This window comes from Anabaena azotica FACHB-119, from assembly GCF_014697625.1.
In the GTDB taxonomy this organism is placed as follows: Bacteria; Cyanobacteriota; Cyanobacteriia; order Cyanobacteriales; family Nostocaceae; genus Trichormus; species Trichormus azoticus_A.
This window is the reverse complement of sequence record NZ_JACJSG010000016.1, coordinates 127,166-142,771: the sequence shown is the minus strand read 5'-3', so window position 1 is coordinate 142,771 and position 15,606 is coordinate 127,166. Positions and strand designations below refer to the sequence as shown.

The following is a 15,606-nucleotide window of genomic DNA, read 5'->3' as shown; positions in this document are numbered from 1 at the left end:
AGGATTAGCTGATACTCTAGTCCATAACCCCTAGTCTCTCCTTCATCTCACGAGAAACGCTGTATGTCTGAGGAACGTCCACCAGAATTTCGCCCAGTTAATCAAATTTTAGGTTCTCAACCGTCACTAGGGCCAATTCCTGCTGACCAAATATTTCCTTGGACAGTCATTTGTCTAACGTCATACTTTATCATCAATGGAATTTTTGGGGCTATTTTCCCAGATGACTTTCAAAGATGGCTATGGACTTTTTTGATTGCTGGTTGGGGAATGGCCACTTGGTGGATATTATCTGGTGGTAGGAGTTGGCGCTTTTTAAGTAAATTTATTGGAGTTCCCACTTGGACAAGAGGCTTTGCTCGTTATCACAGCTTGCTAGAAGTAAACCATGAAGCAAAAAATCGGAAAACAAAGCATCGGTCTCGCCGGAAACGAAAGTAGATTAACGCCTTTTGAGGATGCGCTACATCTATCCACCATGCTGAGAATTGCCTTGGATGGGCGTGATATTGGCGCGTATATTTTAACGAAAGGAACTCAAAAAGATAAATTTTGCTTTGTTTTTGGTTTTGAATGTAAAGGCATTCATACCACATTAAGAAAAGAACAGATAGACACAATCTTTAATAATATCGAATCTGGATTAAAAGACATTCCCGAAGGGGAAAATATGACCTTACACATGGGGTCTTTTAGTTCAGATAAACAGCGCCAAACGGAATTATCAGATTTGATTAGACGCGCTCCCTCAAGAGATATTAAATATCTGTTGATGGCAGAAAGAGCCAGGACGCAAGAATTAACGGCGGCGGGGATTCGCAAGCCAAAATTCTTAAAAATCTACGTAAGTTATACAATAGAACCTACTGCCACCAATGCCGATGATTGGATTGAAAAACTGTTAGGTAGGGTAGAGGCTTGGTGGTTAAATTTTAAAGGTGATATGGCAGAAATTGCCAATCAGCGTATTGAAGGTATTATCGGTAAAGCATACCAACAAGGTTTTTGTCGTTGGGAACAACTTTTATCTAACAAGATGGGGTTGGATATTAAACCGTTAAATGCAGAAGAACTTTGGCAAGAAGTCTGGCGGAGGTTTAATGATACTAAACCAATTGATATTCCCCAATTAGTCACTCTAGATGAAAATGGGCTTTACGAACAAGTACATTCAGAATTATCTAGTACCCAATTATTAATAGAAAATGTCCACAGCACAACCTTGTTAATGGAGTCTGGTGTCCCTTGTGCCGATCGCCGTTGGGTGAATGTCAATAATAATTATATTGGGGCGATGACTTTCCTCGAAAAGCCTGGTGGCTGGCCGAATAAATTTGCCCAACTGCGTTATCTGTGGGAACTGTTGGCGCGAGAGTCAATAGTAGATACAGAAATTGTCTGTCAACTGACGGCGGCTAACCCAGCTTTGGTAAAGACTACCCTACAAAGAGTCTTAAAGCAGTCGAATGTGACGGCGATGATGGCGCAGGAAAAGAGTAAAACAATTGACGTTAACGCCCAATTAAAGTTAAGAAAGTCAGTTGCAGCCCAAGAACAACTATTTGAAGGGGCTGTCCCCATTTATGCAGGTTTGGCTATTTTTGTCCATCGTCCCACGGTGGACAAATTGGATGAGGCGACAAGGTATATTGAAAACTGCTTTCAACGTCCGGCGCGGGTGGTGAGAGAAACTGAGTATGCTTGGAAGATTTGGTTACAATCTTTACCTATAGTTTGGGAAGGTTTACTAGTTAAACCCTTCAACCGTCGCCAGTTATATTTAACTAGTGAAGTACCTGGTTTAATGCCTTTAGTCATTACCAAAGCTGGTGATAAACATGGCTTTGAATTAATTGCCGAAGAAGGGGGTACGCCTGTACAGTTGGATATGTTTAACCAACATAAAAACTTAGCCTTGTTTGCGACTACCCGCGCCGGAAAGTCAGTATTGGTATCAGGAATTTTAACTCAGGCTTTGGCGCATGGTATCCCGGTGGTAGCATTGGACTTTCCTAAACCCGATGGTACATCCACCTTCACCGACTATGCCCATTTTATGGAAGGGAACGGGGCATATTTTGATATTTCCAAACAATCGAATAACTTATTTGAACAGCCAGATTTACGATCGCTCGATCCAGAACAACAACGCGATCGCCTCCTCGATTATACAGGCTTTTTGGAATCAGCATTGATGACGATGGTGTTAGGCTCATCTGCTGACAACCAACTGCTAACACAAACCGTCCGTTCCCTACTCAACTTGGCCTTGGGTGCTTTCTTTGCTGATCATGGGATTCAAGAAAGATATAGAATGGCGATCGCGGGTGGTTTTGGTAGTCCAGAATGGCAAAAAACCCCCACCCTCCAAGACTTCTTACATTTTTGTTCCCCCGAACATCTACAGCTAGACTCTGTGAGTGGAAGAGTTGAAGACGCACTCAGTCAAATTCACCTGCGCTTGCGCTTCTGGCTTTCCAGTCGTGTGGGACAGTCAATTTCCGCACCCTCTAGCTTTCCTACCGACGCGCAACTTTTAGTATTTGCGCTGCGAAACCTCTCAGATAACGAAGATGCAGCCGTACTTTCCTTAAGTGCTTATTCCGCCGCCTTGCGTCGCGCCTTAAGTAGTCCCGCTTCCATCTTCTTTATTGATGAAGCGCCGATTTTATTTGAGTTTGACCAAATCTCCGACCTAGTGGGCAGAATGTGTGCTAACGGAGCTAAAGCAGGTATTAGGGTAATTTTATCAGCACAAGACCCCGACACCATCGCCAAATCTAAAGCTGCATCCAAGATTTTACAAAACTTGACGACAAGATTAATTGGGCGTATTCAACCAGTGGCGGTAGATAGTTTTGTCAGTATTTTGAAATATCCCAGAGATGTTATTGCGCGTAACGCCTCAGAAAGTTTTTTCCCCCGTAAAGAAGGAGTTTACAGCCAATGGCTATTAGATGATAACGGCATTCCTACCTTTTGCCGTTATTATCCGGGTTATGAACAATTAGCAGTAGTTGCGAATAACCCCCATGAACAAACAGCACGTCAACAAGCAATGCAACATTACAGTAATAAATATGAAGCAATATCAGTATTTGCACGTCAATTACTAGCTAGTTTGCGCGGTAGTTAAATCAGTTATCAGTTATCAGTCCTAACGGCGTATTGTGGGGAATTTAGATGATGTTTGAAAAGTCTCTAATCATGTATCAAATACTTTTAGATACCCCTAAATCAACCTTTTTAAAGGGGACTTTGAAAAGTTTTCCTCCCCCTTTTTTAAGGGGGGTTAGGGAGAGCGATAGTGCTTAAAATCACAGCTAATCACTTTTCAAACAACCTCTTAGACACACCAGCCTTCCACCAATTGGTGTTGTTTCACCCAATAATTTAACTGTTCACTGTTAATGGTAAAAAATAACCAGGGTTGTAAATAAATGAAAAAAACTATTTTATTCACATTAGGATTTTTAAGCTTATTAGCTGTTCCCGCAATGGCACAATTAGGGAGAGTTTGGACTGATTTCCAATCCTACTCTACAGACTTACAAAACTATTTGCGATATAACTTGAGTGAAACTTTAAACCCTCTAGAAACTACTAGCTCACAAAATGCTTTGAGTAGTTCAGCAGGAGATTTAAATATACCTAATCCTATTGCGGCTGGTAATCAAGTTCGGAGAGATGTCTTATTTTTCAACTCCATACCAGACAAATTTGAGAATAACCAAGCAATACATTCCAACGCAGTGACTAACGAAATTAATCGTTATATCACCCGGAGTACAGTACAGGGGATGCTGGGGAGAGAGGGACAAGAAAGAATGAAAGCAAAACTTGAGAATACAGAAACAAGTATTCAAAATATTGAACAATATTCTAGAGATGCTGATGGAATTCTATCGTCTATCGGACAGTTAGTTAGTGACGCGAAAGATGCTGCAACTAGAAATACATTTCAAGCTACTACAGACCAAGCAAACTTACAAGTGCAAAGTATTAGAATCCAAACTGAGCAATCAAAAATGATCAGCGAAAACTTATATCAAACAGTATTAGCAAACCAATCTCTACAATATTCTAATCTCAATCTGGCGAACATTTCCCAACAAATGGAAGAAGCCAATCGATCGCGACGAGTAGACACCTCAACAGAAGCTGCTAGACTGCTCCGAAATACTGCTCAAGTCGATTTATTTGGCAGAAATATAAATGGAGAATCAACAGCCAATGAACAAGATGAACGCCGATAATTCTATTTGAGTAAAAAGACTACAAATAGATTAACTAAACTCAACAAATTTCATCGGCGTGTATCGGCGGTTTATGAAAATACAAATTTATCCAATCCTAGCACAAATTGGCTTTACAGATACCCTCAATAGTGGCACAGCAACGGCTCGCAGTATTGCTCAAGGTTGGGACGAGCAATGGCTAAATTTATTACAAAATAACACGAATAATAACCTATATGGAGCCTTAACAAATCTCGGCGTATTTCTTGCTGTCGGTACGCTCCTATTTTTTGTGATCCAGTGGTTCAATGATATGATTCAAAGCGAGTATTCGCGTCCGATATCGGCTCTTGTATGGCCTTTTATCGTGGTCGTATTATTGAGTAATTCTGGTAATGGTAGCCTCCTTTCTAATTTAACATTGGGTTTTAGAGGCTTTATCAATTCTGTAAACCAGCAAGTAGTCACTACAGCAGATGCTGACCAAGTTTATCAGCAAGCATTAAATATGAGTGTTGCGGAAGAAGTTGCTGGTTCTCTCCTGCGTCCCTGTCAAGCTTTAACTGGTGATCAACAAACTCAATGTTTCGCAAAAGCTAGTGAAAGAATTGATCCCCTCTTGCAAGAATATATAAATTTATATGGCAATAAAACTTGGATATTCAGACTAAAAACTCAAGTCGATCAAATCAGATTTGGTACAGGTATTATATCAGAAAATAATTTTAATTCTTTAATAGGTAATACAGTTCAAACTAGTATTAAAAACTTTTTAGTTTCCCTACAATATGCTTTTCAAAATTTAATAGAAGCAACTATGTTGCTAATAGCAGTTTTAGGGCCGATAGCTGTCGGTGGTTCTTTACTCCCGGTGGCTGGGAAACCGATTTTTCTCTGGTTAACAGGATTTATATCAGCAGGAATTGCTAAACTATCCTTTAATATTATTGCCATCATTACAGCCGCCGTGATTGTCAACGCCACAGAACAAGACCCGAATGCTAATCCTGATTTAATGTGGTTCATGATTTTTATCGGAGTTTTAGCACCACTCTTATCTTTAGTGTTGGCTGGATTGGGCGGTTTAGGCGTATTTAATGGTATTAGTAATGCAGCGACAATGGTCAGGGACAGAATATAAGGGGTAATGGGTAATGGGTAATTGGGGGGAAAATGGTTAATTTTTTGCAGCAGAAAAAAAAGCAAACATTTAGTGTGCTGACAGCTTTTGCGATCGCCACATTTAGTTTGCAGTTATTAGCTTTATTTATATTCCTTTTGCAAGGGTTAAATATTCGCCAACTGAGTATTCGCAAACCACCGAATTTCGTGCAAACAATTGATGGTAAGCCAGTAGGCGCGACTGATGACTTAGCCAGAGATCCACAGGTAATTCAACAGTTCGTGAGCAAAACGATGATAGCCATGTTTAACTGGTCGGGAAATCTCCCACCGCAAAGAGTGGAAGATATCGCCAGACCCCAAGCAGACACAGGAATATTGATTAGAACCCCACAAGGAGGTAGCCAGAGAGTGACAACTAGTAGCTGGGTAGCGAGTTTCGCCTTATCAGAAGACTTTCGTAAAGGTTTTTTAAGTGCGATCGCCGAGATGACACCCCCAGAAGTCTTTGCTAGCACTCCGACCCAAGCCATATCAGCACAATTAAATATTAAAAGAGTTTATCCACCAGTAGCGATCGCACCAGGAACATGGCGAGTGGGGATAGTCGCCGACCTCGTGCAAACCAAGAAGAGCGATAACCGCAAAACCATAACTCCTTTCAATAAAGATTTATTAGTACGTGCAGTAGATTTTTTCCCCACTCCCTTAGCCGAGGGTAGCAGCGCTATCCAAAAAGCAATTTATAGCAGTCGCACTGATAAATTAGAAATTTACGAAATGCGTAATTTATGTTTATTAGATGATTATAAAAATGCCAGCCAAAATGCCGCCTATCCCTGTGAACCAGGCAGTTTTATTAGATAGGTGACAGGTGACAGTTATCAGTTATCAGTTATCAGTTATCAGTTATCAGTTGACAGTTGACAGTTATCAGTTATCAGTTATTCCTTCCCCTTTCCCCCTTCCGCCTTACCCTTTCCGCCTTACCCTTTCCCCCTTCCCCTTTCCGCCTTACCCTTTCCCCCTTACCCTTTCCCCCTTCCCCCTTCCCCCCATGCAGCTACTCAAACCAGAAAATAAAAAAACCAGTATTCTACCCCTATTCGCTGTGGGGACATTTGGGTTAAACCTGTTTACTCTGCTGTTGCTGATGTTTCATGGGTCGATGTTACAGCAATTGAACCGCCAATTAACTCCCCGCAGTTTGGTACAGTTAATTGATGGTCGTGCTATTACCGTAGACCCCAAGCCAAGTTTTGAAAGACACCCAGAAACAGTCCGCCGTTTTGTGGGTGAAACTATGACTCTTATGTTAACTTGGTCACAAAAGCAGCCGTCAACAGCTATCTGGGAAGCTAGTTCACCTTTGTTAACTAATAACTTACAAGCAAAATTTTTATCAGAAATAAATGAGTTAAAATCTCCTACCCGCATTGGTAATACTACAAGAAGTGATGATCATGTATTGGTAATTCAAAAAATTTCTCAACCAAAGCCAGTTGGTGAGGGTCAATGGAAAGTGGAAATGTTTGCTAATCAATTAATTTTTAATGGTGCTGACAATTTAGGTAAATCAATTCCCTTTAATAAACAGATTGTAGTTCGAGCTATAGATGAACCAGTTATTTCCCTACCATCTGCACCCCAGCCTTGGGATTTAGCAGCTTTTCGACTGGGGGAAGCTCGATTAGAAATTTACAACATCTGCGACATCAAAGATACTAATTGTGCTGGAACTTCTCAATCAATACCTCAGCAATAAATCTGTTAACTCCCAAAAACTTTTAAATTCCTAATTGAAAATACACTATGACTTACGAAACTCAACCAAAACCTATAACTCATCCAGAAGTAGATCCTACCGATTGGGAAACACAAATGGCTAGACTAGTCGGGTTAGCAGCAGAACCGACTCCTGAGATACCAGATGTACTACCTAGCCAACCCTCCCCAGCATCGCCACAGGAAGTCAAAACTGAGCAACCCCTCTCATCTAACCCCTTTGCAAAGTTAGCCTTGGTGGGTACAGGTACTTTAGTCTTGGTGATGGTAGCTGGGGTGTTTTTATCCCAACTGATGGGTACTACTAATAATAAACCAGCAAAAAATAGTTCAGCTTTGCCTCAGCCGGAAGCACCAGCCACAAATTTCACACCGCAGGAAAATCTCGAACAACAAGTTGAAACTTTAAAAACTAAATTAGCTCTGGCTGAACAAACACAGGCGGTAAAAGTAGCACAGCAGAATCTCAGAAACGCACCAAGAGTAACAGCTACCACAACTCCACAAACTAATACACCGGCAAGGGTAAGTGTTAATCCAGTGCCACAAACCAGCCAGCAAGCAACGCCTTCATCACCAGCACGTACAGTTATTGTTGAGCGCGTTGGGCAAAATCCCTATATGCCACCCATACCACCTATACCACCGATAAATATACCATCACTCAATCCCCAACTACAACAACCCCCTGTAGTACAGGCAAATCCTACGCCAACCCCGCCTAACCCTTGGGAGCAATGGAAAAACCTAGCGAAGATAGGTAGTTACGGTCAGGCTAATCCTGTGGATCAACCTAGTATGACAGTCTCTACCCAACAGCCAGTGACAGCCCCAAGACCACAACCAAGTAATAACATACAATCTCAAATGCCCAATTCGGGGATGAGTCAAGGGCAACCTCGCAACCCCCAAGCAATGAAGGTAGGAACTACTGCAAAAGGTATATTGGCAACAGGTGTTTTTGGGGAATCTGCTAGAGGTAGAGGTGCTAATCCTAACAATAACAACAATGATGACAACGATAATAAGACCGTATTTGTGATCCGTTTAACACAACCACTCAAAGGCGCAGATGGTGCGATCGCCATCCCAGCAAATACTGAGTTATTAGCGGAACTACGTTCAGTTTCCGATCAAGGCTTGATGCAGATCAATCTCACCAAAATGATTGTACAAAATAATGGCGTTCCCACAGAAAGAGACATCCCCAACAATGCACTGATAGTTCGTGGTTCTGGTGGTACTCCTCTGATAGCACGCCAATACCCCGATCGCAGTGGTGCGATCGCCAGCATGGATTTCGGTTTATTTGTCTTAGGCGGTGTAGCTAAAGGCGCAGAATTATTTAACCGTACAGAGTCACAAGTAACATACGGTGGTAACGGTAACGTGACTACAGTCACAACTGGCAATAACCGCCGCAATTTCGTAGCCGGGGTTCTCGAAGGTGGTTTAAACTCCGTCGTTCCCCAAATTTCCCAACGCAATCAACAAGCCGCCGCCCAAATGATGCAGCAAGGCAATATTTGGCTCCTCCAAGCTGGAACCCCAGTGGAAATTTATGTCAATCAAGCGGTTCAACTTTAATAGGACTTACGCAACTGGCACTTGGGGTAGGGTGCGTCAGATGTGGAAAATCCACAGAATGTGTCCGCAATTATTGGGGCTGACGCACCCTACATTTACTTGATTTTTCGTTTTCATGCGTAAGTCCTATTGAAATCTAACTTTTCACGTTATGTGGAAAAGCCAACGTCAGACCTAACCCCCCAGCCCCCTTCCCTACGTTCGCGCAGCGTGTCGTTCGCGGTAGCGTTGCGTAGCAAAGACAGGGACGGGGGAAAAATCAAAGCCTCTCTCCTTGTAGGAGAGAGGTTTGGAGAGAGGTCTTCTAGATGCCGTGAAAAGTCAGCTATTGAAATAATTCCTAATCAGTGTTATGAAGGCTAAACATCCTTTTCCCCGCTTGTCTTTAGCCACCTTGATTTTTTCGGGTGTAATGATCCTATTTGGCAGTCGTGCGGTAGCTGATAATGCCGTTCTACGTTCGATTTTTTCCTGTCAAGCACAAGGCTTAGGAGGATTAGTTCCCACCATCAAAGTGTGGTTTGAACAAGGAACAAACCTCAGTTTTATTCCCGCCGGGGAAAAAATAAAAAAAGTTTGGTTAAATGACCCTTCCCAGGTAACACTTGACTTTGACGGCCCTATGTGTATGCAGTTTGGCGAACAAAGTGGTAATAGTGAAGATTGCAAAAACTCATCCGCTAACGTTATTCAACTGCGACGTATTCCCAGACTCAATCTTCCTGGTGTACGCAGTACCAAAGATACACTATTGACAGTAATTACCGAAGGTCAAGGTCGCACCAAACTTTATACTTTTAAAGTTCTTTATGAAGACACCCCGCCAGAATATCACACCCTAGCTGTTTTCGCTGACCCCGGCGGGGCATCTTGTGTGAGAAGTTCTAATTGATTCCTGAGTGGGGAGTGAGGGAGTAACCCACCCCTAGCCCCTCCCAGGAGGGGAAAAAGAGTGGGGGGAGATGGGGGAGATGAGGGAGTGGGGGGAGATGGGGGAGATGGGGGAGAATAACAACTGTCAACTGTCAACTGTCAACTGTCAACTGACAACTGACAACTGACAACTGACAACTGACAACTGACAACTGATAACTGATAACTGACAACTGATAACTGACAACTGACTAATTACACATCATATGTAAATATAAATCTATCTAGGAAGGGTTTTTCAAAGACAGTAAAACTACTATGTTGTTGTGGGGTAATAACTTGATTATTGCTCAATAACGATATTAGTCACGAAAAATGACTCGTTCTCCCAATCATCGTCGCTTATCTCTCCAGCTTCTTCGGCGTGCCAGTCTGGTTGTAGGATTCGTAGCACTGGCAGGAATTGCCGGCGGCGCTTGGTGGGTGAGAAATTATGTATATAATGACTTAGCTCCTTTAGTGGAAACGAACCTAGAGCAATTGCTGGGACGTTCCATCAAGTTGGGGCAAGTTGAACGTTTCACACTCTCCAGCCTCAGATTTAGCTCTCTATCAATACCCGCAACTGCCACAGATCCTGATAGAGTGACTGCACAAGCGATAGATGTGCGGTTTTCGCCGTTGCAAGTCATCCTCACCCGGACGCTAGTATTAAACGTCACTTTAGTCAACCCCAATGTTTTTATTCAACAGGATCAAGATGGTCGTTGGGTAACGGCGCAAGTGAAGACGGGGGAGGGACGAGGCGCAATTCAAACTCAGTTGGAGACCTTAGAACTTGTTGGTGGGAATGTTGAGTTATTAGCAGCCCCCGCACCAACTAGACCCCAAGGTTCGGTAGTATTAACTCAGGTTGGGGGTATTGCCAGATTTGCACCGGATAATCAGAGGATAGGTTATCAAATCAATGGTCAACTCACCAGGGGGGGAACGGTCAGAATTTCTGGTGAAACACAGCCAAAAGCACAACTGACAAATCTTCAACTTGCAGCACAGAGTGTCCAAGTCTCTGAGGTCAGCCGTTTAATTAATTTACCCATTGTCTTACAAGCTGGGCGCGTTGATGCTGATTTAGCAGTGCAAATTCCCGCCAAGCAGTCGGAAATATCGATTACAGGAACGGCTACTCCCAGTCAAGTCACGGCGAAAGTGCAAAATTTGCCGCAACCGTTTTCTAACACCAATGGCAGATTAACATTTCAAGGACAAACAATTGGTGTAGAAAGTCTCAGTGCTAACTTTGGTAAGGTTGCCTTGTTGGCTAATGGTACAGTTAATCTGCAAACAGGTTATAATCTGGCGGCTGAGGTCAAGTCAGTTACTGCGAAACAACTTTTAGACACATTCAAGGTAAAATCGCCAGTCCCCGCAGCCGGAGAAGTCACAGCCGCTATTAAAGTCCAAGGTGCTTTACAGCAACCAGTGCTGAGTGGGACAGCCAGCAATATCAAACCTATTCAAGTTGACCGTGTTTTATTTACAGGTGTAAAAACTGACTTCCGCTTGAGTGTAGGGAAAAAAGCTACTCAAATTGCTGTACCTAATTTGACATTGGTTCCCGCCGCCGGGGGTCAAATTACCGGAAGCGGTCAAGGTCAACTAGGGGGTAATGTCAAATTTAACATTGAAGCGGCTGGTATCTCAGGGGATGTACTGGCACGTAGTTATGGCGTAAACCCACCTATACAGGTTGGTAATGTGGCGGCTAAGGCGGAAATTACTGGCTCTCTAGGACAGCAGCCTTTAGCATTAAATGTTTCTACGGTGCAAGTGCAGCCACCAGTCGGGGGGCAAATTGTCGGGCGTGGTCAAGTCCAACTAGCTCCCCAAGGTAATGTGTCATTCAACCTTCAAGCACAAAATTTACCAGGGGATGCGCTGGTCAAGACAAACGATAATATCAAAATCGGGAATGTCTCAGCAAACGCCAGAGTTTCTGGCAATTTGGGCAATTTGCGGGCGGTGGCACAGGTGCAAGCACCCACGGCTACTTATCCCACGAGGGGAGAAGTTGTCGTTGCCCAACAAGGCAATAATCTTGTGTTACCCAATGCAGTGTTGAATGTGGCGGGTGGTACTGTCAGGGCTAGTGGTCGGGTTGTCCAACAACGCTGGCAAGCTGCTGTCAATGCTTCGCAAATTCAACTCAACCGTTTTGAGCAAATACCGCCGCAGTTTCAGGGTGTGTTAAGTAATGCGGCGTTCAATTTGTCGGGAAGTACAAGGTCTTTTCAACCTGAAACTATTCAAGCTAGCGGACAGGCAAATCTGAATGTGGCAGGTGGTAGAGTTAACTTAAGAAATGTCAACCTGAATAATGGACGTTGGCAAGCTGTAGCTAATGTTTCCCAAATTCAATTCAACCGTTTGGCACAGATACCGCCGCAGTTCCAAGGTGTGTTAACTAGTGCAGCATTCAATTTGTCAGGAAGCACGGCTTCTTTCCAACCGGAAACTATCCAAGCAAACGGACAGGCAAACCTGAATGTGGCAGGCGGTAGAGTTAACCTGAGAAATGTCAACCTGAATAATGGACGCTGGCAAGTTGTCGCTAATGCTTCGCAAATTCAACTCAACCGTTTCTCCCCCCAACTACGCGGACGACTCAATAGTAATGTGCAGTTGGCAGGAACAACAGCATCATTTCAACTTGCAGATATCCGCGCCACCGGTGAAATTAATGCTTCCCAAGGGATAGCACAGTTAGCGCAACCAATTAACGCTCAGTTTCAGTGGAATGGAAAGCAAATTATAGTTCAACGTGCCACTACCGCAGGGTTGAGTGCGAATGGTGCGATCGCAGTACAATTACCAGAATCAGGTACACCCCAAATTGCTGACTTGAATTTGAATGTGCAAGCCCAAAATTTTGACCTCAGCAAGATAGGGTTTCAAACCCCTGGCGACATAGCAGTTGCGGGGTTCCTCGATTTTAATGGACGAGTTACAGGCACTCTTGATACCCCTGAAGCAGGTGGTAATATCCGCCTCCGCAATTTTAATGTGGGTAACTTGGCATTTGACCCATTGTTAACTGGTAATGTGAATTTCCAAGGGGGACAAGGAGCAAGTCTGCAACTGGCAGGCACACAAGATAAGATAGCTGTGAACCTCAACGCTAATTATCGCCCGACTTCGTTTTTAGTTCAACGTGGTGGCACAATCACCACAGGTAGAACCGAGGGTGATAACTTAATTATCAATGCTCAACAGTTTCCTATCGCTTTGGTGAATGGGTTTTTACGCAACAACCAACTCAGACCTTTGGGTGGGACATTATCAGGGAATTTAACTGTCAACCTCAATAATTATGCCGTAGCTGGTGATGTCGCCATAGCCAACCCCCGCATCGCCAGAGCTTCAGCCGATGAGTTTCGCGGTAATATTAACTACGCTGATGGTACGGCTAGTTTAAGTAATGGGCTATTACGTATAGGTGACAGTAATATCGCTGTCAATGCCAGTTTGCAAGCTGGGAATGACCCCAAATTTCAAGTACAAGCGAATCTCAATCAAACGCGGGTGGAAAATTTATTACAAGCATTTAGCATCTTTGACTTTGGCGACTTTGGCGGTGGTTTACAAACACCCTCACTAGCAGGCGCGGAAGCACTCAATACAACACCTGTGCGTTTACCTGATGCAGATTTACAAACTCAGTTGCAGTATTTCAGTAAAATTCAGACAACAATAGCACAACAACAGCAACAAGAGAGACAACAACAGCCAGATTTACCTAGCCAACAAGAATTAACTGGCGTTTTGAATGGGACAATTACAGCTAGTGGTTCCTTAAGAACTGGGTTGAATGCGGGGTTTAATCTTCTAGGTGATAACTGGCGATGGGGTGAATACTCAATCAATCAAGTTGTTGCTAATGGGAATTTTGCTGATGGTGTTCTTACCCTATCACCTTTACAGGTGGGTATCAATGGGGGATTGGTGGCTTTTGCGGGACAATTAGGTACTGAGGAGTTATCAGGACAGTTGAGCGTCAACAGCTTACCTCTATCACTGTTAGACCCATTTATTGCCAGATATCCTGTAGATATTACCGGACAAGTAAATGCGATCGCTAACTTAACAGGTAGTTTAGCAAATCCCAGGGCGACAGGGGAAGTAAACTTAGCCAACGCCACTTTAAACAAGCAACCTGTGCAAACAGGACAAGTCAACTTTAATTATAACAATGCCCGCCTCAATTTTGACAGTACCTTACTTTTGACAGGTACACAGCCGATTACCATTAACGGTAGTATACCTGCGGCTTTACCTTTTGCCGCCGAACCTCCAACTAACAATCAAATTAGTATTAACGCCAATGTCAGCAACGAGGGTTTATCATTGTTAAACCTGTTGACTAATAATCAGGTCGCTTGGGTGGATGGACAAGGACAGGTAAACGTCAATGTCCAAGGTACTTTCAACCAACCAATTATTAATGGTAATGCCACAATTAACAATGCAACGATTAGCGCTCAAGTTTTAACCGATCCTCTGAGGAATGTCACAGGCACAGTACAATTTAATGGCGATACGTTGAATGTACAGGGGATTCAAGCTACGTATAATCAAGGGTTAATAACTGCATCGGGAAGCCTAGCGATTTTTGCGCCTGGAGAAATTGTCAATAATCCCCTGACAGTAGCAATACAAGATAAACTAAATCTACAAGTTGCAGGTTTATATACAGGCGATGTCAGTGGTAATGCGGTGATTCGGGGAACAGCCCTAAAACCTCAAATTGGAGGTGATATTACCTTAAGTGATGGTCAAGTTACTCTCGCTCTCGGTAACACAAGTAATAATAAGCCACAACAAGCAAATACAACCACTACCCCCACAACTATCCAAATAGAGCGACAACCAGCAACAACAGCCGCCCAACCAGAAACAACAGCCACCCAGCCAGCCACAACTCGCCCTAATTTACCTATAGAGTTTGCAGATTTACGCTTAAATTTGGGTGATGATGTACGGATCACAACTGAGCTATTAAATTTTTTCCCAGGGGGAGCGGAGTTAACGCAGTCGCTAATTAACTTTGACGCTGTAGGCGACTTGACTATCAATGGTAGTTTAGCCCGACTTCGCCCTCAAGGAGTCATCCGTTTGACAGGGGGACGCATTGGTTTATTTTCCACTGAGTTTACCTTAGAGCGGGGTTATGAACACACCGCAACCTTTACACCTAGTCAAGGACTTGACCCTACTTTAGATGTGCGGCTAGTAGCAATTGTACCAGAAGCATCGAACCGGAGCGATCGCATTTTAGATTCGCCTTTCTCTGCGGAAATTAGTGATGTTTCTGCTACCAACTTTGGTACATTACGTACAGTCCGCGTCCGCGCTACAGCGACAGGGCCTGCTAGTCAATTAGCTAAAAATTTGGAACTAACCAGTGAACCTGGTCGTAGTCGCGGCGAAATCATTGCGCTGTTGGGTGGCTCAATTTTAAATAACTTCGCCCAAGGAGATGCTACGCAAGGGTTAACTAATATAGCCAGTTCTACAATTTTAGGTAGTTTGCAAGGCACAATTACAGCGATCGGACAGACTATTGGTTTTAGTGAATTCCGCATCTTTCCCACTGCTACCACAGGTCGGGAATCAACTAGATCCTCAGTTCTCGATTTATCAGCAGAAGGCGTGTTTGATATAAATCGCACTCTATCTGTCTCTTTATCCGCCCCTCTGTCTGGCGATGAATCTTTGCTTTACAACGTACTCTACCGTCTCAATGATGATGTTCTTGTGCGTGGCTCTACTAATCTAGGAGATGATAGTCTATTATTTATACAGTATGAAACTCGGTTTTGACAGTTGACAGTTATCAGTTATCAGTTATCAGTTGACAGTTATCAGTTATCAGTTATCAGTTATCAATTAGCAGGGTTTAAAAAAGATATTTTTTTGAATCTTGAATGCGCGAATTTTGAAT

The 15,606-nt window shown here is 43.3% G+C and carries 9 protein-coding genes; all 9 read left to right on the top strand.

The window, feature by feature from the left end; translation table 11 throughout:
- Positions 1-63: 63 nt before the first annotated feature.
- The 9 genes from H6G83_RS13910 (at position 64) to H6G83_RS13870 (ending at position 15,485) form a co-directional block, all read left to right on the top strand.
- On the top strand, positions 64-441 hold the full coding sequence (locus H6G83_RS13910) for a hypothetical protein (RefSeq protein WP_190472972.1): 378 nt from the start codon (positions 64-66) through the stop codon (positions 439-441).
- The gene (locus tag H6G83_RS13905) at positions 389-3,136 is read left to right on the top strand and encodes a hypothetical protein (protein ID WP_190472969.1); all 2,748 of its coding nucleotides are present in this window, start codon (positions 389-391) and stop codon (positions 3,134-3,136) included. Before H6G83_RS13910 ends, H6G83_RS13905 begins: the two co-directional genes overlap by 53 nt.
- 304 nt (positions 3,137-3,440) lie before the next feature.
- Entirely contained in the window at positions 3,441-4,256 is an 816-nt protein-coding gene (locus H6G83_RS13900; RefSeq protein ID WP_190472966.1) for a hypothetical protein, read from the top strand.
- A 73-nt stretch (positions 4,257-4,329) separates the two neighbouring features.
- On the top strand, positions 4,330-5,379 hold the full coding sequence (locus H6G83_RS13895; protein ID WP_190472963.1) for a hypothetical protein: 1,050 nt from the start codon (positions 4,330-4,332) through the stop codon (positions 5,377-5,379).
- Between the two features lie 32 nt (positions 5,380-5,411).
- Positions 5,412-6,227 carry a hypothetical protein gene (locus H6G83_RS13890; RefSeq protein WP_190472960.1) on the top strand — a complete coding sequence of 272 codons (816 nt, stop codon included), beginning with the start codon at positions 5,412-5,414 and terminating at the stop codon, positions 6,225-6,227.
- Positions 6,228-6,417: 190 nt separating this feature from the next.
- The gene (locus H6G83_RS13885; protein WP_190473038.1) at positions 6,418-7,125 is read left to right on the top strand and encodes a hypothetical protein; all 708 of its coding nucleotides are present in this window, start codon (positions 6,418-6,420) and stop codon (positions 7,123-7,125) included.
- A 47-nt stretch (positions 7,126-7,172) separates the two neighbouring features.
- Positions 7,173-8,732 carry a TrbI/VirB10 family protein gene (locus tag H6G83_RS13880; RefSeq protein ID WP_190472956.1) on the top strand — a complete coding sequence of 520 codons (1,560 nt, stop codon included), beginning with the start codon at positions 7,173-7,175 and terminating at the stop codon, positions 8,730-8,732.
- A 352-nt stretch (positions 8,733-9,084) separates the two neighbouring features.
- Entirely contained in the window at positions 9,085-9,624 is a 540-nt protein-coding gene (locus H6G83_RS13875; RefSeq protein WP_190472953.1) for a hypothetical protein, read from the top strand.
- Positions 9,625-9,980: 356 nt separating this feature from the next.
- On the top strand, positions 9,981-15,485 hold the full coding sequence (locus H6G83_RS13870; protein WP_190472952.1) for a translocation/assembly module TamB domain-containing protein: 5,505 nt from the start codon (positions 9,981-9,983) through the stop codon (positions 15,483-15,485).
- Positions 15,486-15,606: the final 121 nt, after the last annotated feature.

Bases quoted from the DNA above. Each gene is read 5' to 3' on its own strand.
- H6G83_RS13890 (WP_190472960.1), top strand. From the start codon at position 5,412: ATGGTTAATTTTTTGCAGCAGAAAAAAAAGCAAACATTTAGTGTGCTG.
- H6G83_RS13895 (WP_190472963.1), top strand. From the start codon at position 4,330: ATGAAAATACAAATTTATCCAATCCTAGCACAAATTGGCTTTACAGAT.
- H6G83_RS13900 (WP_190472966.1), top strand. From the start codon at position 3,441: ATGAAAAAAACTATTTTATTCACATTAGGATTTTTAAGCTTATTAGCT.
- H6G83_RS13910 (WP_190472972.1), top strand. From the start codon at position 64: ATGTCTGAGGAACGTCCACCAGAATTTCGCCCAGTTAATCAAATTTTA.
- H6G83_RS13870 (WP_190472952.1), top strand. From the start codon at position 9,981: ATGACTCGTTCTCCCAATCATCGTCGCTTATCTCTCCAGCTTCTTCGG.
- H6G83_RS13875 (WP_190472953.1), top strand. From the start codon at position 9,085: ATGAAGGCTAAACATCCTTTTCCCCGCTTGTCTTTAGCCACCTTGATT.
- H6G83_RS13885 (WP_190473038.1), top strand. From the start codon at position 6,418: ATGCAGCTACTCAAACCAGAAAATAAAAAAACCAGTATTCTACCCCTA.
- H6G83_RS13880 (WP_190472956.1), top strand. From the start codon at position 7,173: ATGACTTACGAAACTCAACCAAAACCTATAACTCATCCAGAAGTAGAT.
- H6G83_RS13905 (WP_190472969.1), top strand. From the start codon at position 389: ATGAAGCAAAAAATCGGAAAACAAAGCATCGGTCTCGCCGGAAACGAA.